Below are 24,669 nucleotides of genomic sequence, written 5' to 3'. Positions count from 1 at the left end.
TCAAAACTAAAGATATAATTTAAGTTGTTCTAATTTACTTATAGCTATAATACTATTATCAGAAGTGGATTTATCAAAATTACAATGTATAGCTTTAAGGCCTGCATTTATAGCACCAAAAACATCAGCTTCTAAATTATCGCCAATCATAATACTATCTTCTGCTTTAGCATTAGAAATACTCAAGGCATGATAAAATATTTTAGAATTTGGTTTCTTTACACCAACACTTTCTGAGGTAATTATTTTATCAAAATATGTTTTTATGCCAGAATTTTTAAGCTTTAACATTTGTACTTCATTAAACCCATTGGTAATAATGTGCAGAGAATATTTTTGTTTTAAGTAATCTAAAACTTCAAAAGTTCCTTCAAATAATTCGTTATAATTTGATAAGTGGTCAATATATTCTTTAGCTAAAAGATTAATCATATCGTCATCAATACTATAATTTATAGCATCGAAAGCATCTCTTAACCTGGCATATCTTAGGTCTGGTTTAGCAATTTTTTCTTCTCTATATAATTTCCAATAATATTGATTTATAGGCTTATATGCGCTTAAAAAATTTATAATATTGACATCAACATTGTTCTTTTCTAAAATAAATTCAAATGTTTTTCCAGAATTGGTTTCAAAATCCCATAAAGTGTGATCTAAATCGAAGAAAATATGCTTAATCATATATTTGTTGGGATTTTAATTGCTAAGAGTTCTTTTCTAAATGTTATAAAGTAGACTATTGCAAAGCATAAACCCAAAAGTAGACTATAAAATAACGGAAAATTAAATTCTTGATTTACAGCTATAAATACTAAAATTTGCGTTCCAAGCACAAATAATACCTTCACTATAATCATTCTTTGTTTATTATTGGTTCTTAATACACTCTTATCATAAAAATGAAACGTCATTATTAAAACAAAATACACAAACATAGTTGTTATAGCAGCAAATTTATATCCATATAAGTTCACAAAAACAAATGTCAATATCACATTTAACAATGATATCAAAATCACAATCATCCCTAATCTTTTCATCTTATTGGAAAACTTTAATCTTAATTCGTAAAAATTAGATATTCCATATAAATAAGCACCAAAGAAAACATAGGGCATTATTGTATAGCCTGATCTAAACTCTTCACCTAAAAGAATGTGAGAGATTTCTTTTGAAAAAAGACTTAAATAAATAACAACTGGTAATCCATATAAAAACATGGCTTTAATATATGATCTAATAAGTTTTATTGAATTGTTAAAATTAAGTTCTAGTTTATTTAATAATGTTGGGTTAATTGTATTAAAATATATTGTAACCAGGGCAAGTATAGAAAGCTGGCCTATTTTATATACTTGATCATATACACCCATATTCTCTATATTAGTTAACCAAACGATAATATACCTATCGCTAGTTGCGATAACAAGGAATCCTATATTTATTATTAAACCAGCAAACCCATAACTGAAAAGTTCTCTTAGTGTTTTCTTGTTTAAAATACTGAATATCAGTTTTACATTAGCCGGATTTATAAAGATCAATAATAAGATTATAAAAACATCAATTATAACTAAACTCATCACTAAAGCGACAATATCAACTTTATAAAAAAAAACTAATACTAGAGCTATAACTAATGATATAACTGAGCGTAATGAGTGGACAATGGTGTAAAAACTAACATTTCCATCTAACCTAATAATTACCATGTAATATAAAAATAGTTGATTGAATATTAGTTGAAAAAAAGAGTAAAAAATTAATTTTCTCGTCAAAGGATGTACTGATAAACTATACCAAAATATCGAAACTACAGTTAATAAAAACAAAGAAATTAAAAATAAAAAGAACAAATTAGAATATAATTTATTAAGATTTTTTTGATCTTTGTAATGATGATAATACCTCCATATACAAGAGGCAATCCATGAAAATAAAAGCATTCCAAAATATGAAAATGTAATAGTCACCAACCCTAAATAACCAAAAGATTCCTTATCAAAATGTCTAGTAAAAATTGGAGTCTTTACAAAACCTATTGCCAACGGTAAAAATGACCCTAAAAAGTACCAAGAAAAATCTTTCATAAAAGATTTCTTTGTGTTATTATTTGAGCTTATTTCTTTCATTTAATGATCTATTGTAAAAACTCAACAATCGTTCAAACTCAAATTCCCATCTAAATTTTTCAAGAGTAGCTTTTCTACCATTATTACTAAAAAATTTATATTTTTCTTCATCCGATAAAATCTCTACCATAGCCTCGGCTATTTGATCTGAATTTTTAGGGTCAACTGTAATTCCACAATTTTCATTCTCTATAAATTCTTTTATGTGCCCGAAATCACTCCCTATTATTGGTATACCGAATGCCATATATTCAAAGATTTTTATTGGCATACTAATCTTGAAGGTCGGCACTGGAAATAATGTAACTAATCCTATTTTACTATTGTTATAGAATCTACTAACCTCAGAATAATTCACTGCCGAAAATAATATAATGTTCTCGTTTAGTTTTTTATTATTAATAAAACTCTGAAGGTCTTCTTTTAAATTACTTGGAGAATATTTACCCACTATAGCAACTTTTATATTAGGTAATTTCTGTTTAGCTTTTAATGTTGCTTCTACTATTTTAAATGCCCCTCTTAAAACTGATACCCCACCGCAATAAATAATATCGAATTTTTTATTTTCAAATTGAGTTTCATTATAGGTCTTATATATATCTGTAAAATTATAAAGGGTTTCAGCTTTTTCTTCACCCAAAATTTGCCTAAATTTATCTCTAACTATATCTTCATTTGATATGACTAAATCGTAGTTTCTTGCGGATTTTTTCTCCCAGATATCTACAAATTTGGCAAAAACATTAATACATATTTTAAACAACCCTTTAGAATTAACATAAGAAATATAATCTTCAGCATAAGGTTCTCTTGCATCATAAAACACAACTGGTTTATGATTTAGACTTTTTAATTTTTTTCCAATTTTATTAATCCATAAATCATGAAAATGATAAATGTCTGCCTCTATTTTTTTTGACTTTTTTAAAAGTAATTTATAGTTGCTATTAGGATTTAAGTTTTTTAATAAAAAATTTAAATATCTATTTGAGGAAAATGCCTTAACTTTTATTATTTCAAAAGTAATGCCCTCGTTAGTGATTCCTATTTCATTCCTGTCTCCTATTAATAAATAATGAACTTCATATTCTCTATTAATAAGAGGCACTGCCATTTTCCAATAGATTCTATCATCATATAATCCATGCTTATCAGCTAAAAAACATATTCTTATTTTCTTTTTGATTACCTCCACATCACATATTTCTTATATATATAATACTCCTCTAATTCAGCACCAAAACTTTTAAAGAAAGAAGCCAAATTATCAATCATTGAACCTTCAAAATCAAACGTAATGTTTGAATCTGCAAATTCTTTAATAACAGAATCTATAATAAACGAGATCGTTTTTTCTTTACGCCCTTTTTCATTGGTTGCTGAAAACAAATAGGTAATTCTATTTGTATCAATTAAAAAAATAGCTCCTCCTAAAAATTCTTTTTTCTGATTATATGATTCACATATCTTAATCATATTTAAAGATTTAAGTTTTTCGACAAGATTATTTAAAATCTGATAATCATTGTGATCACGATTTACTTCGTTCGATTTAACCTCTTTGAACAACTCTAAAATTTTTGCAGGACTATTAGTTTCTTCAATTCTTTGATTGGAATTGTATGTAGCTTTAACATCACTCCTTCTACCTTTTCTATAGTTTTTGAAAATACTTTCGTATGATTTATTTAAACTAAGAATATAGTTTGTTCTTCTATTTAAATTTTTATTTTCTATAAAATTTTGAGAATTTAGAAATAACTCAATAAACTTGAACTTTTTTGGTATAGCAATTATAAAATCATTTACATATTTATGATCGTGCTCATTTCGAAAAAACACTCCTAACTGTTGTACCCAAGGTAGTAAATAAATATATTTTGTAAAATATTTTTTGCGCCAAGGCAATGGCATTACTGCTTTGTAATCGTCTAAAATTAAAACACCCCAATTATCAGATACAATATCTAAATACCAGCTGTAAGCATAAATTCTAGAGTTGACAGCATTAGAAATACATGCATCATATTTATGCACTTCTAATTCATTACGGGTAAGATAATGTATCATTTAATTTTGGAAAGTTTCTTTAAAATATCTATATAAACTTTCTTCCATCTACGCCACCTTCCTTTATTACTCAATGTTTCATTATGAAAAAGTGTGATAAAAGTACCTTCTACTTTTTTTACCTCATATGCTAGTTTCATGATAATTTCAAAAGCTCTTTTACTTGATAAACTTTGATAATCTCTCAAAGTACCATCCATTACAGCAAAAGGAAAAATCTTTAATGGGGTTTGAATTTCGAAATCTAAATCGTAAAAATAAAATGGTGTACAAGTGCTTGCCCTAAAACCATAATGCTTCGCATATCCCATAGTATAGTCTTCATTGATTTCTAAGTTGATCAAATTATGATAGGTATCTGGCATTGTTAATCTTAAATAATGCTGTCTAGATCTAGCCACAGGCATATTGGTAATCTCGTCTAATCTCTTTTTTTCTTTTTTTAGTTTGAATTCATTATTCATCGTAAAGTAGGAAGGGTGTAGGCCAACTTTACAGTAGTCGGCCACAGACTTTATTAATGATCTATAATGATTATTTCTTGAAGAGGTATTCTTGTCATAAGTGGTATACTCACTTACTAAAAAGAAAAAAACGGTCTTAATATTGTATTCTTTTTGAAGATTTATTAAGGTATCAAAAGTATCAAAAGGGTCTTTTCGGAAACCTAAAACAACCATAGTTCTAGTCCAAATATCACCTAGTTTTAACGCGAATAAATCGGTAATATATCCGCCCAATGTTCTAACTACTCCCTTATGCTTAAAACAATATGCTATATCAACATCTATAGTTGAAATATATTCGAATGAGCGCTCTTTATATTCAAGGTCTTTAAATCTCTCTAGTAAAATTTCTTTAAACTTATATGCCCAGATATCTATTAGAGGTATATCTAAAAAATGATTTTTATAGGCCAAACTTTCCTCCGCAGGAAAACGCTCAAATTGATCTTTTAAATGTGGTAAATATTCTTCGTACCTGCTTAATAGATAAAAAGTTGCAGCAAAAATATCGAATGGAACAGTCGCTTCCGTTCTGTATTGAAAGAAACAAGGGACGTCTTGCCAATTACTTATACTAATTTCTATATGATTGATGCCTTGTTCAAATAATAAATCAGAACTTCTAACAAAAACTTCTTTTCCTAGTGGCTGTTTTGCATAAGTCAATTTTGAGCCATTATGAGCTACAAATCTTTCGACTTTAGTGGTAAATTCAACAGGAATCTGTAAAATTCTTGTAAAAAAATGTTTAAAAGTATAGTTAAGCCGGGGCGTTATCTTATGTGTATAAACTAGAAGCATTAAAGTAGATTACTATCAGCAAAGCTAAAATAGTCTTTTTCGGTAATTATCAAATGATCTAATACTTTTATATCTAATGCTTCTCCCACCTGTCTTACTTTCTGTGTTAATTTTTTATCAGACTCACTAGCTTTTAATTTTCCTGAAGGATGATTATGACATAAAATGATACCTGTTGCTAATAACTCTAAAGCCTTTTTAAAAATTATTCTACTATCTACTAATGTTCCCGTTAACCCTCCCTTGCTTAACTGCATTTTAAACAACACTTTATTAGCATTGTTCAAAAACAATACCCAAAATTCTTCGTGTTTTAATTCCCCTATAATAGGTTGCATAATATTAAAAGCATATTTACTTGAAGTAATTTTTGGCTGTGTTAGAGCATCTTCTAATCTACATCTTCTAGCTAGTTCTAATGCCGTAATAATGGTAATTGCTTTTGCCTCGCCTATCCCTTTAAACTGTGTCAAATCATTTATAGTAAGCTTGCTAAATGCATTTAGATTATTATCGGTAAAACTTAGCATTCTTTTTGCAAGATCTACAGCAGTTTCTTCTCTACTACCTGATCCTAATAAAATAGCAATTAATTCGGCATCTGATAAGGCATTTTTCCCTTTTATAATTAATTTCTCACGAGGTCTATCATCTTCATTCCAATACTTTATAGAAAAAGACTTTTTCTTTTCTTTCATTAATTAAAAATTGGTCTTTAAAGATATAAAAGAAAAAAGTAATACTTTTGCCAATACTATATTTTCTTAACTAAGAAACGCATGAAAATAGTCATTGCTGGTGCTGGTGAAGTTGGTTTTCATTTAGCTAAATTACTATCGTATGAGTACCATGATATTACTCTAATAGATTTAAAAAAAGATAGATTAAGTTATATTGAAAGTAAATTAGATATACGAACCGTAACTGGTGATGCAACCTCAATTTCTATTCTAAAAGAGGGTAAGGTAAATGAAGCTGATCTGGTCATTTCGGTTTCATCTAACGAAGCAATAAATATTACTATTTCTACATTATCTAAAAGGCTTGGAGCTAAAAAAACTATAGCTAGAATTAACAATACAGAATTTATTGATTTTAAAGATGAAATTGATTTTGATGAATTAGGGATTGATGAATTGATTTCAACCGAATTACTGGCAACAAACGAAATAAAATCTTTATTAAGTGAAGCTGCTTTTAATGATATGCATGAATTTGAGGGTGGAGAGCTATCTATGATAGGCACAGTTCTATCTAAATCGGCTCCTTTTGTAGGTATGTCAGTAAAAGAAGCTGCTACGACTTTTTCCAACATCAATTTTATGCCAATTGCTATTCAAAATTTGAATAGTAATCAAACTGCCATTCCTCGTGGAGATACTGTTTTTAAAGAAAATGATTTAGCATACTTTGTAACTTTAAAACAAGGAGTCAATGAGCTTTATAAGCTTACTGGAAAACATAAAGAAACAATAAAAAATGTGATGATCTTAGGTGGCAGTCGCATTGGCGAAAGAGTAGCTAAAGAATTATGTGACAGCAAGTTGAATATAAAAATTATTGAAAAAAATAAAGAAAGGGCTTTTGAGTTAGCCGATCGATTACCCAATGCTCTTGTTGTTTTAGGTGACGGTAGAGATGGTGAATTATTAGACGAAGAAAGTGTTAACTCAATGGATGCTTTTTTAGGTGCTACTGGTAGCGCTGATATTAATATTATGTCTTGTTTAGCTGCGAAATCTAAAGGAGTTAAAAAAACAATAGCATTAGCAGATAATGTTGATTATTCGAACCTTTCTCAATCTATTGGTATAGATACCGTGGTTAATAAAAAACTTTTGGCTGCCAATAATATTTTTAAATACATTAGAAAAGGAGATGTAATAGATATTACTACTCTAGATAATTTTGGTGTTGAAATATTAGAGTTTAATGTTCGAAAAAATTCTTTAATAACAAAGAATATTATTAGAGAATTAAATTTCCCGCGGACAGCAACTATTGGTGGTGTTGTTAGAAATGGTAAAGGAATTATTGCCTTAGGTGATTTCAAAATTAAAGCCAATGATAAAGTTGTTGTGTGTTGCTTTAATGAAGATATTACTAAAGTAGAAAAGTTATTTGATTAACTTCTAATCTTAAATATGCAAAAACTTAACATAAAGATAATTTTCCAGATGATGGGTTTTTTACTCATTTTTAATGGAATTTTTATGTTTATATCTAGTGGGATAAGCTTTTTTTATAAAGACGGTGCTACTAAAGAAATCTTTTTTTCTGGAGTTATTACCATTATTATAGGTTTACTATTTCGTTTTGCAACAAAAGGATTTAGTAAAGAAGTAAAAAAACGAGAAGGGTATTTAATAGTAACATTAGGTTGGATCTTTATGTCACTTTCGGGTTCGTTACCCTATATGTTCTCTAACGCCATTCCTCAGTTTACCAATGCATTTTTTGAGACAATTTCAGGTTATACAACTACTGGTGCATCGATTTTAAATGATATTGAAAGTTTACCCAAAGGTATTCTCTTCTGGCGAAGTACTACACATTGGATTGGTGGTATGGGTATTATTGTTTTAACAATAGCAATTCTACCATTACTTGGTATTGGTGGTATGCAGTTGTTTGCGGCTGAAGCACCAGGACCTTCAGCAGATAAATTACACCCTAGAATTACAGATACGGCTAAACGTTTGTGGTATATCTATTTAGGGTTAACTCTTGCTGAAGCATTATTATTAAAATTTGCAGGTATGGGAATGTTCGATGCCATAAATCATGCAATGAGTACACTTTCAACTGGAGGATTCTCAACAAAAAATAGCAGTATAGCACATTGGAACGACCGGCCAATAATTCAGTATATCATAATAGTCTTTATGTTCCTTGCGGGCACAAATTTTGTCTTAAGCTATTTTGCTTTTAAAGGTAAAATTCAAAAAGTTTTAAAAGATGAAGAGTTTAAAACATACTTTTTAAATATTATTGGCATAACTATCGTAGTTACCTCAGTTATTTATTTTATAGCAGATATTTCTAAAGCACCAACCGAATTTCAAGCTTTTGCACATCCAATGGTTTTAGGCGAATTAGAAAGTGCCATAAGGCATGGGTTATTTCAGGTAACTGCAATTATTACTACTACTGGTTTTGTAACTGCAGATTTCACGATTTGGACTCCATTTTTAACAGTTCTATTTTTTCTCTTAATGTTTTTTGGAGCTTCAGCAGGGTCTACTGCTGGAGGTGTAAAAATTGTACGTCATATAATTATGATAAAAAATGGTTTTTTAGAATTTAAGAGAACGATGCATCCAAATGCTATCATTCCAGTGCGTTATAATGGTAAATCAATATCTCAGAATATAGTATTTAATATTATTGCATTTTTTATTCTATACTTAATAGTCTTTGCTTTAGGAGCTTTGGTTTTTAGTTTACTAGGGTTAGACTATCAATCGGCTTTAGGCGGATCCGCATCATCTTTAGGTAATGTGGGGCCTGCATTTGGTCAATTAAGTCCTGTAAATAATTTTAGCAGCTTACCAAATTTAGGTAAATGGTGGTCAGCCTTTTTAATGCTTTTAGGTAGATTAGAACTGTTTACAGTATTAATCTTGTTCACTCCTTACTTCTGGAAAAATAATTAATCCTTGAAAATTAAAGATCAGCTAAATAGAGTTTTGATTTTTGAGAATATCCCAAAACGAATTATCTCTTTGGTACCAAGTCAAACTGAGTTACTTGTTTATTTAGGTCTTGAAAAATCTCTAGTTGGAATTACAAAATTTTGTGTGCATCCAAAACATATACAAAGCTCTAAAACTGTTGTTGGAGGCACAAAGAATGTGAATTACGATAAGATAAAAGAGTTAAAACCTGATATTATTATCTGTAATAAAGAAGAAAACACAGAACAAATAGTAAATGAACTAGAAAAAACCTCTCTTGTTTACGTTTCTGATATTATAACTATTGAAGACAATCTTCAATTTATTTCAGGTATCGGAAACATTTTTAATATCGAATCAAAGGCTCAGCAATTAGTAAAAAATATTCAAGCAGAGTTTGATGAATTTAAATCATTTATTAATACAAAATCTATTAGAAAAGTTGCCTATTTTATCTGGAAAGATCCATGGATGGTTGTTGGAAGTAATACTTTTATAAATGAACTTCTAAAATTAAATAAATTTATAAATGCATTCGAAGATTATGACCGATATCCTGAAATTGACCTTGAATCTTTAAATGATTTAAACATAGATTTGCTTCTACTCTCGTCTGAGCCATATCCTTTCAGAGAAAAACATATCGAAGAAATAAAATGCTTTACGAATGCTAAAGTAGTATTTGTAGATGGTGAATATTTTAGTTGGCATGGTTCTCGGTTATTATTGGCACTTGATTATTTCAAGAGTTTACCATAAAAACCATTTACATTGTGCTATTCTTAATGAAATGACATTATAACGATATGCCATAATGAAGAATTTTAACTATGTTTTTTTCTTTTTTATATGATAGTTTATTCTTCTTGACATAACTTTTTATTAGTTTAGAATTTTCTTTAAATAAAGAAATTATATCCTTTTTACTTAAACTTATTTTAGTTGGAATTTTATCTTGAAGAAAATAATATTCGCTATAAATATGATATTTTTCAGGTGTTACCTCTCCATTTAAAGGATCCAAACTTCCTCTTAATGTTCTTATGTTATATTTCTTGAGTAATAAAACATTATTATTCTCAAAAAGCACTTCAACAAAGTGGTTTTTAAGAAATTTTACATTATAATTTCTAAAAATTGTTCCTGAAACACTTACTTGACGGATATAATTTGAATCTAATATAAATAGAGAGTCTTTTGATGCCTTAAGCTCAAAATTATCACTTAAAACATTATAATTTAAATTTAATAAGGTATATTCTTTTTCTGTTTTTGTTAACAATTTCCCACTTTCGATCCATTTTGGAAACAAGTAAATATTTCCCTCAATCCGGGTATTTTCTCTTTTAAAGGCAATCCTAGTTAATTGATTATCACCATTGGTATAGATATTTACGTCATTATCTCCAGAAGAATTGACATTTTGTGAATACCCAACGGTTCCTCCGAATGCTATAAATAAGAACATTATAATTATACTTTTGCTCATTTGAGATTTCTTTATTCTTGAAAAAAACCCTCCAAAGTTTTAGAGGGTTTTTATCATTTCTTAAAAATTACCGGGATTCTGTGTAATATTAGGATTATTTGTTAGTTCATCATCTGGAATCGGAAATATTACCTTATTAGCACCGGGTGCAGATTGAGCACCACCACCAGGTTTAAGATTCAAATTATTTCTTAATAAGTCCATCCTTCTATGACCTTCAAAACATAACTCTTTTCTTCTCTCTAATGATATCGCTGCTAAATCTACCGAACCTAAGTTGGCTAAACCTGCTCTATTTCTTAAGGCATTTATATCATTTAAAGGCGTATCTCCGACAGAGGTACCTCCTATTAAATTGGCTTCAGCTCTAATCAAATACATTTCTGTAACTCTCAAAGCCATTCCATCTGAGGCATTATTAACAATATCTGGATATTTAGTAGTGAAAAATGTATTATTCCCTCCAGCATCGGTAGCTGCTACAGATAAATCAGTAAATCTTTTATCAGTAGGTGTTAAGGCAAATAAGTCTATTAAATCTTGACTAAAAGGAGCGTCTCCCCTTCCTCCTGGTGAAGCATTGTAAAAATTAACATAAACTTCATCAGACGCAGTTGGTTCTTGCGGCCCATCCGTTGGTGTGTTTACGATTACAAATAAATGTTCAGGTGATGAAGGATTATCATCATAAAAATCATAAGCTGATGCTAAACTACCTCCTGCTATAGCTGTGTTAGCAAAATTAGCGGCATTTGCCCAATCTTCTCTATAAAGATACAAACGTGCCAGCAAGGCTTCAGCAGATGATTTTCTAGCTCTTACACCATTAGTAGTTGGTAAATCAGCTATTGCTTCGGTTAAATCTTGTTCCACCTGAGCATGAACTTCATTCACAGTAGATCTTTCCAATTGAAAACCTCCAATATCACCAGTAAAAAAATCAAGCACTAATGGAACTCCTAAATTACTTCCATTAGAAAATTGATAGGGTTGCGCAAATAAGTTTACTAAATGAAAGTGCGTCCATGCTCTAACAAATTTAGCTTCCGCTATAAATTGTGCTTTTTCGGCATCAGATACCGATACTAAATCAACAGCTGGTAAGTTTATTATAATATTGTTAGCGGCAGCAATGGCTTCGTAACCATCTAACCAAATATTATCTAGAGATCCATTTGTTGCTAATGTTTCAAATTGATCAATTTCTTGCAGTGCAGGAAAACTACCTACAAAATTTACATTATCAGACATATAATCTGATATCAACTGTGACATTCCGTTTAAGTCACCACTTTGTAATTTACTATACATACCTACTACGGCACCTTCTATTGTAGCTCTACTATTAAATACGGTACTAGAAGCCACATTATCCTCAGGTAAAACATCTAATCGGTCTTCACAAGAAGAAAAAATTAGAATACTGAATAATATTATTATTTGAATTTTTTTCATTTTTTTCATTTTAAAAAGTTAACCTTGCACCTATTAAATATGATTTCGATTGAGGTGCTGTAAAAAACGTTTCACCTTGAAATAAAGGGTCAATATCATCCGTTACCTCTGGGTCTATTCCATCAAGATCATCTCCTTTAATTGTAAACAGGTTTGTGGCAGAGGCGTAGAATCTTATACCCGATATAACACCTATTTTATCTAGAATACTTTTCGGAACATTATACCCTAATGTTACATTTTTCAATCGTAAATAAGACCCATCAAGCATTTGCACAGACGATCGTTGATTATATCTGTTAAATGTTACGCTTGTTGGATTTGGTAAAAATGCATTATCACCAGGTTGTCTCCAAAAATTCAGATTTTGAGTTCTGATATTTACAATACCTCCAATCGCATCATTACCATCTGCAAATCGTAAGCCATCAACGACAATATCGTTCCCATAAGAATAATTCATTAAGGCTGATAAATCAAAGTTCTTATACTTAAATGTGTTTGTAATACCTCCAGAAAATTCTGGTAAAGGACTTCCTACAACAACTCTGTCGCCACTTCCTGGGTTCAAAGTAATATTTCCATTGACATCTAACCATTCTGCATCACCAGTTTGAGAATTTACACCAACATACCTTATCAAAAAGAAATTATTTAATGATTCTCCTTCAATCGCTCTTTGAATGGCTCCGTCGATAATTCTTCTTCCTTGTGCATCTGTCGCTGCATCTGCATTCAATTTATTTACTCTATTATCAATAAAGGAAATATTAAAGCTAGTATTCCATTCGAAATCATCTGTACGAACATTAACTGTATTTAGGTCAAACTCCCATCCTGTATTTTGCATCTCACCAATATTTCTTCTGATACTTGCAAAACCTGTTTGAGGAGGTAATAATTGATTTAATAACAAATCACTAGTAACTTTTTTAAAGTAATTAATATTTAAACCAATTCTTCCATTTAAAAAAGTAGATTTAATACCAATATCAAAAGTCTCACTTTCTTCCCATTTTAAATCAGGATTCTCTGGTTGATTAGGTATTAAGCCTGATTGCCCTCCAAAATCACCAATACCACCTGCAGAAAATAATCCTAAAGATGGAAATGTACCTATTCTGTCATTACCAACAGTACCTAAACTTCCTCTTAAGGATAAGTAGTCAAAGAAATTTAAATTTTGAATAAAAGATTCTTCTGATAAAACCCAACCCGCAGCTACCGACCAAAAATTACCAAATCTATTGTTTTTACCAAATCTAGAAGATCCATCGCGTCTGAATGAGCCTTCGAGTATATATTTCCCTTGATAGTCATAAGATAATCTTGAAAATAAACCAAACAATCTTGTTGGAAAACGATCACCATTAAGTACGGTTACCGTATTAGCAGAACCTAAATTCCGAAGGTCATCTGTTAAAAAACCTGTTCCTTGAACATTAGATCTCGTACGCAGCGTTTCTTCATAATTCAAACCAGCCGTAAGTGAAACACTATGATGATCAGCTATTACAGTATTATATTTAAGTACTTGATTTGTTAACCATCTATCCTCAGAAATAAAAATCTGTTGAGCTAAGCCACCAGGTGTATTAAATTCTGCATTTCTTACAAATTCTTCTAATTCTAATTTATCAACGCCTACTTCCGATTTAAAAGTTAAACCCTCATATAATTTAAACTCTGCAAAGGCATTACCAATCAATCTAAATGTTTTTAATTCATCAGAATTTAGCGCCACTCTGGCAAAAATATTTGGAATGAATGAGCCTGATTGTACAAAATTTCCATCAGCATCAAAAGCAGGTACAATAGGGCTTTGTAAAAAAGCCGTGGTGAAAGGCGCATTAATATTATTCTCTATTCCTACCCTATTTAAGGTAGAATTTGTAGCACTTAAATTCATTCCAACTTTTAACCACTCCGTTGCCTGTGTATCAATATTAATTCTAGCGGATACCTTTTCTAAATCATTCCCAATTATAAAACCTTCTATATTTTGATAATCTGCTCCAAAGTAAAAAGAAGTATTTTCGCTACCTCCTCTAATTCCAAGATTATAATTCTGAGCAACTCCTGTTCTTTGCACACCGCCCAGCCAATCAGTCCCTGGAGTACCAATGGACCCAAGACCTAAACTTTCTGGCGTAACATTAGTTCCTTGTTGAATGGAAGCAACTTCAGCTTTAAATGCTCTAAACTGATCTGCAGTTAATATATCTGGAACATCAGTAGATTCATTGAACTGTGTATTTACATCAAGCGTAACGGTCGTTTTTGAATTTCTCTTACCTTTTTTAGTAGTTATTAAAATTACACCATTAGCACCTCTAGATCCGTATATTGATGTTGCTCCGGCGTCTTTTAATACTGTTAAGGATGCAATATCATTCGCGTTAACATATGATAAAGGATTTATTCCTGTATTTCCACCTCTTAATAGCGTGTTGTCAGTATCCGTTAATGGAACACCATCGATAACTATTAGTGGCTGACTACCAGCATTAATTGAATTTACACCTCTTACTCTAATAACAGCAGCCGATCCCAGAACACCTGAAGCATTTACTACCTGAGTACCAGAACTTTGTCCTTGTAATAATTGATCAGGAGAAATGACACTTAAATTTTCAATAGCAGATTCTTTTATTACGGCTACATTTTGAATGATCTTTTTCTCAGTTTGTTGACCATATCCAACAACGACTACTTCATCGAGCAAATTATCACTTTGCAACACAATATCTATTGTGTCTGACGCACCAACTGTTCGTTCTTGCGTAGTCATTCCAACAAAACTAAACTGTAGAATGTCGCCTACATTTGCACTAATTGAATATTTTCCATCAAAATCTGTTTCTGTACCAGTGAGTGTTCCTTTAATAACAACACTTACACCAGGTAATGGGCTATCACCATCAGTAACAGTACCTGAAACAGTTTTTTGTTGTGCAATTATTGAAGTTATACTAAAGACATATAACATCAACAATAAAAGTTTTTTAACTTTCATAAATTAATTTTTAAATTAAACATTTGAATTAGTGTAATTCAAAAAAAATGGCAGGTCTATGAATATACCTTTAAATGAAGTCAAAGTTTAGTGGAAATTTAAAAATACAGTTTCACAATAACCTGCCAATTAATTCAAATACAGATCAAATAAAATGTCTAATTAGAAAAATGTAGGTAAATCTTATAATAATTAACCTATCCGAAAAAGATTTACCTCAGATTTACGCCAAATGAAGAATGTTGTATCTGTTTTAAAAATTGAGAAGGAGTCGTCTGGGTTTCTTCTTTAAAAGCTTTGTTAAATGTTACTTTATTATTAAATCCAACATCATATGCGACATCAATGATATTTAGATTTTTATGGTAATCATTTTCAAATATTCTTTTTGCTTCTTCAATTCTATATTTATTTATCAAGTTAAAAAAGTTCATATTAAAATGTTCGTTTATAACCTGAGAAATATTATGTCTTGTTGTTCCTAAAATTTCAGACAGTTTTTCAAGATTAAGATCATTTATTCTATAAACCTTATCATCATTTAATAATGTCAATAATTGCTCTTTAAGGTCCATTGAAAAACCTTCTGTTAACCCTGACTTTTGATATTTAAACTGCTGAGCTATATCAAATAAATACTTTTTACTAAAAACTTTAGGTTGTACATAAGCAATATAACCCACATAAAGTACGATAAGGCACATTACAAATATTTGTGGATATATTAAATTTTGTATCATAACAATATTAATAAGTGCTATACCGTATACTACATATGTTATAACATAAGAAGAATTTAAAATTAAGATATTTCTCTTCCATTTCTGAATCTGTAAATGTTTGCTATTAACCGACTTAAAAAAAACTCGAAATATTAGGTAACCATAGACAACTAAAGAAATACCCTTTAGAATAACTAGTGTAGTCAAAATAGAATGCAAAATTTCATCTCTATTGTAAAGAAGATGTAATTTTTCATCCGCGGTTTTTAGATAAATAGGAACAAAGAATAAAAATAATAATAGAGTTGGTACTAAATGTAATATATCTATTATTTTAAACTTGTACTCTTCAGAAATTCTCTTAAAATAAAAATAAATTAAAGGTCCATATAAAAATGAAAAAGAAGTGGATGCATACAGTGTATGGGGGACATTAAAGTTATATTTTGACAAAAACAAACTCAAATGAATCATAAACAATGAGTGTATCAATAAAAAACCGCTAATCAATAAATTGGCAATAACATCACCTTTCTTTCTTAAATTTAAAATAACAGCTATATATATACCCAATAAACCAGTAGCAAAGAAAAATATAATCCAGCCGTTTAATGTTGGCTTATATTTATCTATAACTTGTTGGTAAACATAAGATCCTTCGAATTTTTTTAATTCATCTCTATTTAAAATATCTATATTGTGAGAATTTTTGATAAATTGTGTAAGATATTGACTTGTTTTTAAGGTATCATTTAATACTGCATAGCTTATTGTCAATCTTTTAAGATCATCATTTGATAAGCTTATGTCTTTAACTTTTAATTCTAAATAAGTGCTAATTACTTCTTGTGCAGATTTTTTGGTAAATGCAGAAGCTGACCTTGGGAAATACAGGCTATCTAACACTTTTTTTTGGCTCAAAATTTCCGCAAGAGTATTTGTACCATTAGATGCATATATATTAGTACACATTAGAAATAATAGTAAAAATATTACTCTTTCAGACTTCATTGTAAAAGGTAGATTATTTGAATTACATTTTAAAATTAATCAATAAATAAGTTAACTATTTGTTAAAACGCTTTTACAAAGTACAACCCGATAATATCTTACTGTTGAATTTAAACCATACGAGGTGTACAAATTAGATAATAAATACTTAAAAAAAATAAATTGTAAATTTATGACCAACCCACAAGCTATGATATTATTTTCTAAATTTTTAATTCCTAAAAATTATAGCGGTTTAGCTATTTATCCTTTTATTTTTTTAAAGAACAGGTCACTATCAAATAATGATATTCTCATAAATCATGAGAAAATTCACTTACGACAGCAAATTGAACTATTAATAATTTTTTTCTTTATTTGGTATTTTGTCGAGTTTCTTTTTCACCTTATTAGGTTTGGTAATTGGAGTAGAGCTTACCATAGTATTAGTTTTGAAAAAGAAGCATACCATCACGAAGGAAATCCGAACTATTTGCTAGATCGTAAATTTTGGGCATTTCTTAAGTATCTAAAATAATCTGCAATATTTACGTAAATTTGCACCACAAAAAACTATTCTTTGATGGAGCAAATTGCACCTTATAAACCAAAACATAAAGTACGAATTGTAACAGCAGCTTCCTTATTTGATGGGCACGATGCCGCTATTAATATTATGCGTCGCATTATTCAATCAACTGGAGTCGAAGTTATTCATCTTGGGCATGATCGCAGTGTAGAAGAAGTTGTAAATACTGCCATTCAAGAAGATGCAAACGCTATTGCCATGACTTCTTATCAAGGAGGTCATAACGAGTATTTTAAATATATGCATGATCTACTAAAAGAAAAAGGTGCGGAGCATATAAAGATTTTTGGTGGCGGAGGCGGCGTAATTTTACCAGAAGAAATCAAAGAATTAATGGAATACGGAATTACTCGTATCTATTCGCCCGATGATGGTCGTGAGCTAGGTTTGCAAGGAATGATTAACGATTTAGTACAACAATCAGATTTTGCAATTGGTGATATCCTTAACGGGGAAGCTGAAGTGCTACCAAAAAAGAATCCAAGATCTATAGCTAGAGTTATTTCTTCAGCTGAAAACTTTCCTGAGGTTGCCAAGGATGCTTTAGTGACTATCCATATGAAAAACAAAACTTCTAAAACACCTGTTCTCGGAATCACTGGAACGGGAGGAGCTGGAAAGTCCTCTTTAGTGGATGAACTTGTAAGACGATTTTTAATTGACTTTCCTAAAAAAGCAATTGGAATTATTTCTGTTGACCCTTCGAAAAGAAAGACTGGCGGAGCACTCTTAGGCGATAGAATCCGCATGAATGCAATCAACTCACCAAGAGTGTACATGCGTAGTTTGGCTACACGTCAATCAAATTTAGCCTTGTCAAAATATGTAAATGAGGCCGTAGAAGTGCTTAAAGCTGCAGAGTATGATTTAATCATTTTAGAAACTTCAGGAATTGGACAGTCTGATACAGAAATTTTAGAACATAGTGATGTTTCGTTGTATGTAATGACACCTGAATTTGGTGCAGCCACCCAGTTAGAAAAAATTGATATGTTAGATTTTGCAGATCTGGTGGCTATCAATAAATTTGATAAAAGAGGTGCAAAGGATGCTTTACGTGATGTGAAAAAGCAATACATGCGTAATCACAATCTTTGGGATACACCACAAGATGAAATGCCTGTTTTTGGAACAATTGCTTCTCAATTTAACGATCCTGGAATGAATACGCTTTACAAAGCAATCATGGACAAAATTATTGAGAAAACTGAGGCTGAACTCAAATCTACTTTTGAGATTTCTAAAGAAATGAGCGAAAAGATTTTTGTGATTCCTCCTGCTCGTACACGGTATTTATCTGAAATTTCGGAAAATAACAGAGCTTATGACAAAAAAGCTAATGACCAAGTTGAAGTAGCTCAAAAATTATATGGAATATATAAGACTATCGAATCTGTAATAGGCTCAACACCAAGTCTTGATAAATCTGGAATAGATATTGGTTCTGTAAATGAAGATAATAAAGGCTTTGTAAAGTTATTGGTAGCGGAGTTTGATCGGGTAAAAATGAATTTAGATCCTTACAATTGGGAAATTATAACTAATTGGAATGAGAAAATAAATCGTTATAAAGCACCCATTTATTCATTCAAAGTTCGAAATAAGGAAATTAAAATTAAAACTCATACCGAATCACTATCGCATACTCAAATACCAAAAGTAGCTTTACCAAAATATCACGCTTGGGGCGATATTTTAAGATGGAGTTTGCAAGAAAATGTACCAGGTGAATTTCCATATACTTCAGGATTGTACCCTTTTAAACGAACTGGAGAAGATCCAACACGTATGTTTGCTGGCGAGGGTGGACCAGAACGTACTAACAGGCGCTTTCATTATGTGAGTTTAGGTTTACCTGCAAAACGATTATCAACTGCCTTCGATTCAGTAACCCTTTACGGAAATGATCCTGATCACAGACCAGATATTTATGGTAAAATTGGTAATGCTGGAGTTTCTATCTGCTGCTTAGATGATGCAAAAAAATTATATTCAGGGTTCAACCTAGCTGATGCCATGACTTCAGTTTCAATGACAATTAATGGACCTGCCCCTATGCTACTTGGTTTCTTTATGAACGCTGCCATTGATCAGCAATGTGAATTATACATTAAAGAAAATGGACTAAAAAAAGAAGTAGAAAATAAAATTGCTAGCATCTACAAAGGAAAAGATCGTCCAAAATACAATGGAGATATTCCTGAAGGAAATGACGGTTTAGGTCTTATGCTCTTGGGTGTTACTGGTGATCAAGTTTTGCCAGCCGATGTTTATAATGACATAAAAACTAAAACTATTGCTCAGGTTCGTGGTACGGTACAAGCTGACATTTTAAAAGAGGATCAAGCGCAAAATACTTGTATTTTTTCAACTGAATTTGCACTTCGTTTGATGGGGGATGTACAAGAATATTTTATTGAGAATCAGGTTCGTAATTTTTACTCGGTATCTATTTCAGGTTATCATATTGCAGAAGCAGGTGCGAACCCAATCTCACAATTAGCATTTACATTGGCAAATGGTTTCACTTACGTCGAATATTATCTTTCTCGCGGAATGGACATTAATAAGTTTGGACCTAATTTATCGTTCTTTTTCTCAAACGGTATTGATCCTGAATACGCCGTTATTGGTCGTGTAGCACGTAGAATTTGGTCAAAAGCTTTAAAGCATAAATATGGAGCAAATGCTCGAGCCCAGATGTTGAAATATCATATTCAAACTTCTGGACGTTCTTTACATGCTCAGGAAATTGATTTCAACGATATCCGAACAACTTTACAGGCCTTATATGCTATTTACGACAATTGTAATTCATTACATACTAACGCATATGATGAAGCTATTACAACCCCAACAGAAGAATCTGTTCGTAGAGCAATGGCAATTCAGTTAATTATCAATAAAGAATTAGGATTAGCAAAAAATGAAAACCCAATTCAAGGTGCATTCATTATCGAAGAATTGACTGATTTGGTTGAAGAAGCAGTCTTGCTAGAGTTCGATAGAATTACAGAACGTGGCGGTGTTTTGGGCGCTATGGAAACCATGTATCAGCGTTCTAAAATTCAAGAAGAAAGTTTGTATTACGAAACCTTAAAACATAATGGAAAGTTTCCAATAATAGGTGTAAATACCTTTTTGAGTTCTAAAGGTTCACCAACTATTCAACCAAAAGAAGTTATCCGGGCAACTGAAGAAGAAAAACAGTTTCAGATAATCACTCTTGAGAATCTTCATCAAAGAGATGAAAGTAAAGTAAAAGAACAGCTAGTTACCATTCAGCAAGCTGCTATTAACAATAATAATATCTTTGAAGAATTAATGGAGGCAACTAAATATTGTTCATTGGGTCAAATAACTTCTGCTTTATTTGAAGTAGGTGGGCAGTATCGTAGAAATATGTAGATGGTTATTGAATTTAAGCTAAAGAGTTAATCTCCAATTTCGTTGTAATCTGCTAAAGATTTTTATTTCTCGTTGCAATAGCTTTAAATAATCTCTAGCATTACTACTTGAGCGCTCTAATCGCTTGCTGTTTTTGTATAAAAGATTAGTTAACCTATATAATGAATCGATATGTTTATCTTTTCTATAAAAGTGGTATCTATTCTTTTCTGCATTTAAAATTTCTGGACCTAATGCACTAGACTGTTGCACAATATCACCAGAAAAATAAATATCTTCATCTTCAGAACCATCCTCTTTTAATCTACTTAAATCGTCCTGTAAATAATGAGATATACTCAACGAAAGTGTTCTAATTTCGAGAGCTTTTCTATAAATAGGCAAATCAAAGAATTGAGACGACATATTAATTTAAATCATTATTTCATAGCAAAATTACATACTAACAAATAGATAATACTTTTACTATTAAATAAAAAGTATATTTTTACTTTAATTATTAAAGATTACACATGTAAATTCAAAATGATTTTAGACAAAATAAATCGACAAATACTTGTACTATTGCAAGAAGATGCAAAGCAAACAAATACTGCCATCAGTAAAAAAATTGGTATTAGTTCACCAGCTATATCAGAACGTATAAAGAAACTAGAAGATACAGGCATTATTGAAAGCTATAAAACTATTGTATCACCGAAAGAATTAGGGTATCAGTTTAAAGCTATTATTACATTAAAAGCTTTTATGGGCAAACTAAAACCATTTCTGAAAAAAGTAAAATCTTATGATGAAGTTGTAAACTGCTATCGTGTAACTGGTAACGAAAATATTGTTATGGAAGTAGTTTTAAAAGATCAGCAACATTTAGAGTCGTTTATAGATCAACTTATTTCTTATGGAGAAACAAAAACTCAAATTGTGTTATCTCAAGTAATACATCAAAAAGAAATTAAACCTTTAAGTTTCTAATTACTTTTGTTCTCAGTTTTAAGATAGATTTAACATTGCTGTACCCTGTTGAAAATCAATATTTAATATATTGTATTTTTTATTATCTTCTTTTTTGAAAAGAATAGTACTCATAATACTCTTATGCTTTCTAAATAGCTCGATTGCTCAGTATAAAATATTTCAGAAAGGTGTATTGATTGATTCAGTAAAAGTTAGTACTACATCTAAAGAAACATTTGCTCTTTATCTTCCGAAATCTTTTGATCAAAATGAGCCTTCACCAATAGTTTTTATTTATGAGCCAATGGCACGAGGAAAAGTAGGAATTAATCCTTTTATAAAAGCTTCGGAAAAGTACGGTCATATTCTCGTTTGCTCCAATAACTCGAGAAATGGGCTTATGGATAAAAATTTTGAAATTGCCGATAGATTATTTGTGAAAATATTCTCCTTATTTAACATAAATTCAAAATTGATGTATACAGCAGGATTTTCCGGTGGTGCTCGTTTAGCTTCGACTATAGCTACAGTGTCTAATCAATTTGCTGGTGTCATAGCATGTGGTGGTGGGTTCTCATCATATATTAATTTAATGCAAAGTCCACCAAATTTTTCGTATGCTGCCATTATTGGGGATGAAGATATGAATCTACTTGAGCTTTATAAAACCAAAGATTATATTACAAAACTTAAAACCCCTAACGAACTATTTGTTTATGAAATGAATCATCGATGGCCTTCACAAGATCAAATTTTGGAAGCTTTTGATTGGTTAAGAATAGAAGCAATTAAAAATGGTGTAAGTCACAAGAATGAAATACAAATAAAAAAAATATTTAATAAATATTATCAAAAAGCTAAGAAGTTAGAACATAATGATAAGTTACTTTATGCAAAAGAAGAATATGAAAGAATTATTAGAACTTTTAATAGCTACTATAACTTAGACAGTGTTTCAAATCGTTTAATTTCTTTGAATAACAATAAAAACCTCCAAAAAACCAAAAGACAATTAAAACCTATTTTCGAAAGAGAAATCAAACTAAGGAATTTTTTCTCTGAACGTTTCGAAAATGATTTAGATAAGAAGAAAAAGAATTTAAAATGGTGGGTTGCTGAACTTGACAAGTTCAAAAAAGAGCAAAGAAATGCTAATTATTATAAAAACAAAATGCTCTCCCGGTTGCTTTACAACATTTTTGCAATGGCAATAGAAAGAGTTACTTTAGATAATCAATCTCTAAGTAAAGATGATGCAATTTTTTGTTTTGATATTTGCATTTTAGTCTACCCAAAATACCATTTCCCATATTTTAGACAAATAGAAAATTACCTTTCTATAAACGATCAATCGAAAGCCTTAGATTATCTAGAAAAATTACTCGAAACAGGTTATTCTAATATAGATATTATCAAGAAGCAAAAAACCTTTCAATCGTTAAAAAACAATGAAAGGTTTAAAAAACTTATAAGAAGTTAACTATTTAACTGTCACCTCCTTTTTAGTAATACTATTCAATCGCAATAAAGTAAGAATACAAAGTATTGAAAGAAACGTCATTAAGTACCAAGTAAATTCATACCCAATTTTATCAACCAATTGCATCCCTGCATTGTGAGCAAATACATGTGAAATAGAAAATGATATGGTATACAGCGCCATAAACTCTCCTTGATTACCAATCTTTGCTCTATCCATTACAAAAGAATTCGAAAATGGAAATAATATCATTTCTCCAACGGTCATTAATAGCATACCAATAATTAATACTCCAACCCATCCACTTAGGTTTAGAATTAGAAAACTTGCACCTGTTAAAACTGCGCCAACTATCATTAAATTAGCTTTAGATTTTTTACCATCTTCTAATTTTTTAATAAAGGGCATTTCTAAGAGAAATATTATAAATCCGTTCATACCCATTAACAGTCCTATTTCGAACTCCGTCATTGACTGATCTTTATAATACAATGGCATAGTCGAAAAATATTGTAAGAAAATAAAACCAAACAATGTCATCGCTACTAAAAACAATATAAATGCTTTATCACTATATGCTGATACTGGATTATCTACTTTAATTTCATCCTGTATTTTAGCCTTTTTAGGGTTCAATACATTCAACAATAAAATCCCCGCCAGAAAACAAGTTACCCCATCTATCCAAAACAATCCATCATATCCTATAGATGTAATAATCAATCCGCCAACCGCAGGTCCAGCAGAAAACCCAAGGTTTATTGCTAAACGTATTAAAGTAACCGAACGTGTTTTATTTTCTGGCTTACTATAAGCACTCATAGCCACAAACATTGCCGGGCGAAACATATCTGCTACAAGCATAACCAAGAAAATTCCTAAAAGAATAGATTCAAATGTTTTTAAGTACTGTAAGCCTACAAACAAAAATCCTGTTGAAAGCAAGCTAAATACCATTATCTTATAGTATCCTATTTTGTCTGTCAACTTACCTCCAACCCAAGACCCTATTACCGACCCTAAACCGAAAGCAGACATTATCCACCCAACTTTCCCTAAACTAAAACCTAAATCTTTGGTAAGGTATAATGACAGGAATGGAATGACCATGGTACCGGCCCTATTAATTAATGTTATTAAAGCTAACCACCATACCTCTTTAGACAACCCCTTAAACGTATTTAGGTAAGGTTGTATAATTTTTCCGTTAAAAAAGTTGATCAATTGCATAGTTAATTGATATAAAGTTTGGTTATATAAAACTAAAAAACCCAGCTTAGTGCTGGGTTAAATTTGTATTGTTATTATTTATTTCTTTATAGTTACAACAAATTAAAACACCAGCAGAGTGCGTTTACACACTTCTGTGATCTT

Annotated in this window: 19 protein-coding genes; 7 read left to right on the top strand and 12 right to left on the bottom strand. The window is 30.5% G+C overall.

From position 1 onward, the window contains the following. Window positions 1-6: 6 nt before the first annotated feature. Genes AC1EUV_RS13320 through radC form a run of 6 tightly spaced genes read right to left on the bottom strand, consistent with a single transcriptional unit; the run spans window position 7 to window position 6,213 of the window. The gene (locus AC1EUV_RS13320; RefSeq protein ID WP_480199214.1) at window positions 7-684 is read right to left on the bottom strand and encodes a YjjG family noncanonical pyrimidine nucleotidase; all 678 of its coding nucleotides are present in this window, start codon (window positions 682-684) and stop codon (window positions 7-9) included. Continuing rightward, window positions 681-2,135, bottom strand: a complete 1,455-nt coding sequence (locus AC1EUV_RS13315) for a lipopolysaccharide biosynthesis protein (protein ID WP_480199213.1) — start codon at window positions 2,133-2,135, stop codon at window positions 681-683. Before AC1EUV_RS13315 ends, AC1EUV_RS13320 begins: the two co-directional genes overlap by 4 nt. Then, window positions 2,113-3,333 (bottom strand): glycosyltransferase, encoded by a 1,221-nt coding sequence (locus AC1EUV_RS13310; RefSeq protein WP_480199212.1) that lies wholly within the window; start codon window positions 3,331-3,333, stop codon window positions 2,113-2,115. The genes AC1EUV_RS13315 and AC1EUV_RS13310 overlap by 23 nt, the downstream gene beginning before the upstream one ends. Continuing rightward, window positions 3,324-4,208, bottom strand: coding sequence for a hypothetical protein (locus AC1EUV_RS13305; protein WP_480199211.1), 885 nt, complete (start codon window positions 4,206-4,208; stop codon window positions 3,324-3,326). Before AC1EUV_RS13305 ends, AC1EUV_RS13310 begins: the two co-directional genes overlap by 10 nt. Further along, window positions 4,205-5,515 (bottom strand): polysaccharide deacetylase family protein, encoded by a 1,311-nt coding sequence (locus AC1EUV_RS13300; RefSeq protein WP_480199210.1) that lies wholly within the window; start codon window positions 5,513-5,515, stop codon window positions 4,205-4,207. Before AC1EUV_RS13300 ends, AC1EUV_RS13305 begins: the two co-directional genes overlap by 4 nt. After that, entirely contained in the window at window positions 5,515-6,213 is a 699-nt protein-coding gene (gene radC, locus AC1EUV_RS13295; protein WP_480199209.1) for a RadC family protein, read from the bottom strand. Before radC ends, AC1EUV_RS13300 begins: the two co-directional genes overlap by 1 nt. An 81-nt stretch (window positions 6,214-6,294) precedes the next feature. Here radC and trkA point away from each other — a divergent pair, with 81 nt between their 5' ends. Genes trkA through AC1EUV_RS13280 form a run of 3 tightly spaced genes read left to right on the top strand, consistent with a single transcriptional unit; the run spans window position 6,295 to window position 9,951 of the window. Continuing rightward, window positions 6,295-7,644 carry a Trk system potassium transporter TrkA gene (trkA, locus tag AC1EUV_RS13290; RefSeq protein ID WP_480199208.1) on the top strand — a complete coding sequence of 450 codons (1,350 nt, stop codon included), beginning with the start codon at window positions 6,295-6,297 and terminating at the stop codon, window positions 7,642-7,644. Between the two features lie 15 nt (window positions 7,645-7,659). After that, complete coding sequence (locus AC1EUV_RS13285; protein ID WP_480199207.1) at window positions 7,660-9,171, top strand: TrkH family potassium uptake protein; 1,512 nt, start codon at window positions 7,660-7,662, stop codon at window positions 9,169-9,171. 3 nt (window positions 9,172-9,174) lie between these two features. After that, window positions 9,175-9,951, top strand: a complete 777-nt coding sequence (locus AC1EUV_RS13280) for an ABC transporter substrate-binding protein (protein WP_480199206.1) — start codon at window positions 9,175-9,177, stop codon at window positions 9,949-9,951. Window positions 9,952-9,988: 37 nt separating this feature from the next. Here the strand turns inward: AC1EUV_RS13280 and AC1EUV_RS13275 are convergent, their stop codons facing one another. The 4 genes from AC1EUV_RS13275 to AC1EUV_RS13260 all read right to left on the bottom strand — a co-directional run bounded on the left by AC1EUV_RS13275 (window position 9,989) and on the right by AC1EUV_RS13260 (window position 16,846). Then, window positions 9,989-10,681: a hypothetical protein gene (locus tag AC1EUV_RS13275; protein WP_480199205.1), complete on the bottom strand. Its 693-nt coding sequence runs from the start codon at window positions 10,679-10,681 to the stop codon at window positions 9,989-9,991. Window positions 10,682-10,741: 60 nt separating this feature from the next. Further along, entirely contained in the window at window positions 10,742-12,136 is a 1,395-nt protein-coding gene (locus AC1EUV_RS13270) for a RagB/SusD family nutrient uptake outer membrane protein (RefSeq protein WP_480199204.1), read from the bottom strand. Between the two features lie 10 nt (window positions 12,137-12,146). Beyond that, window positions 12,147-15,152 carry a SusC/RagA family TonB-linked outer membrane protein gene (locus AC1EUV_RS13265; RefSeq protein WP_480199203.1) on the bottom strand — a complete coding sequence of 1,002 codons (3,006 nt, stop codon included), beginning with the start codon at window positions 15,150-15,152 and terminating at the stop codon, window positions 12,147-12,149. Window positions 15,153-15,364: 212 nt separating this feature from the next. Then, window positions 15,365-16,846, bottom strand: coding sequence for a helix-turn-helix domain-containing protein (locus AC1EUV_RS13260; protein WP_480199202.1), 1,482 nt, complete (start codon window positions 16,844-16,846; stop codon window positions 15,365-15,367). Window positions 16,847-17,057: 211 nt separating this feature from the next. On the opposite strand from AC1EUV_RS13260, the gene AC1EUV_RS13255 reads away from it, so the two are divergent. After that, on the top strand, window positions 17,058-17,402 hold the full coding sequence (locus AC1EUV_RS13255) for a hypothetical protein (protein WP_480199201.1): 345 nt from the start codon (window positions 17,058-17,060) through the stop codon (window positions 17,400-17,402). Between the two features lie 45 nt (window positions 17,403-17,447). Then, complete coding sequence (locus tag AC1EUV_RS13250; protein ID WP_480199200.1) at window positions 17,448-20,861, top strand: methylmalonyl-CoA mutase family protein; 3,414 nt, start codon at window positions 17,448-17,450, stop codon at window positions 20,859-20,861. Window positions 20,862-20,879: 18 nt separating this feature from the next. Here AC1EUV_RS13250 and AC1EUV_RS13245 read toward each other — a convergent pair whose 3' ends face one another. Continuing rightward, complete coding sequence (locus AC1EUV_RS13245; protein ID WP_480199199.1) at window positions 20,880-21,266, bottom strand: hypothetical protein; 387 nt, start codon at window positions 21,264-21,266, stop codon at window positions 20,880-20,882. Between the two features lie 120 nt (window positions 21,267-21,386). Here AC1EUV_RS13245 and AC1EUV_RS13240 point away from each other — a divergent pair, with 120 nt between their 5' ends. Then, on the top strand, window positions 21,387-21,833 hold the full coding sequence (locus AC1EUV_RS13240; protein WP_480199198.1) for an Lrp/AsnC family transcriptional regulator: 447 nt from the start codon (window positions 21,387-21,389) through the stop codon (window positions 21,831-21,833). Between the two features lie 94 nt (window positions 21,834-21,927). After that, window positions 21,928-23,295 (top strand): TPR end-of-group domain-containing protein, encoded by a 1,368-nt coding sequence (locus AC1EUV_RS13235; protein WP_480199197.1) that lies wholly within the window; start codon window positions 21,928-21,930, stop codon window positions 23,293-23,295. On the opposite strand, the gene AC1EUV_RS13230 is transcribed toward AC1EUV_RS13235, so the two are convergent. Continuing rightward, window positions 23,296-24,525, bottom strand: a complete 1,230-nt coding sequence (locus AC1EUV_RS13230; protein ID WP_480199196.1) for an MDR family MFS transporter — start codon at window positions 24,523-24,525, stop codon at window positions 23,296-23,298. Between the last annotated feature and the right edge of the window lie 144 nt (window positions 24,526-24,669).

The sequence above is a fragment of the Maritimimonas sp. 2304DJ26-3 genome (assembly GCF_056591635.1).
This window is presented reverse-complemented; position numbering and strand designations above follow the sequence as displayed.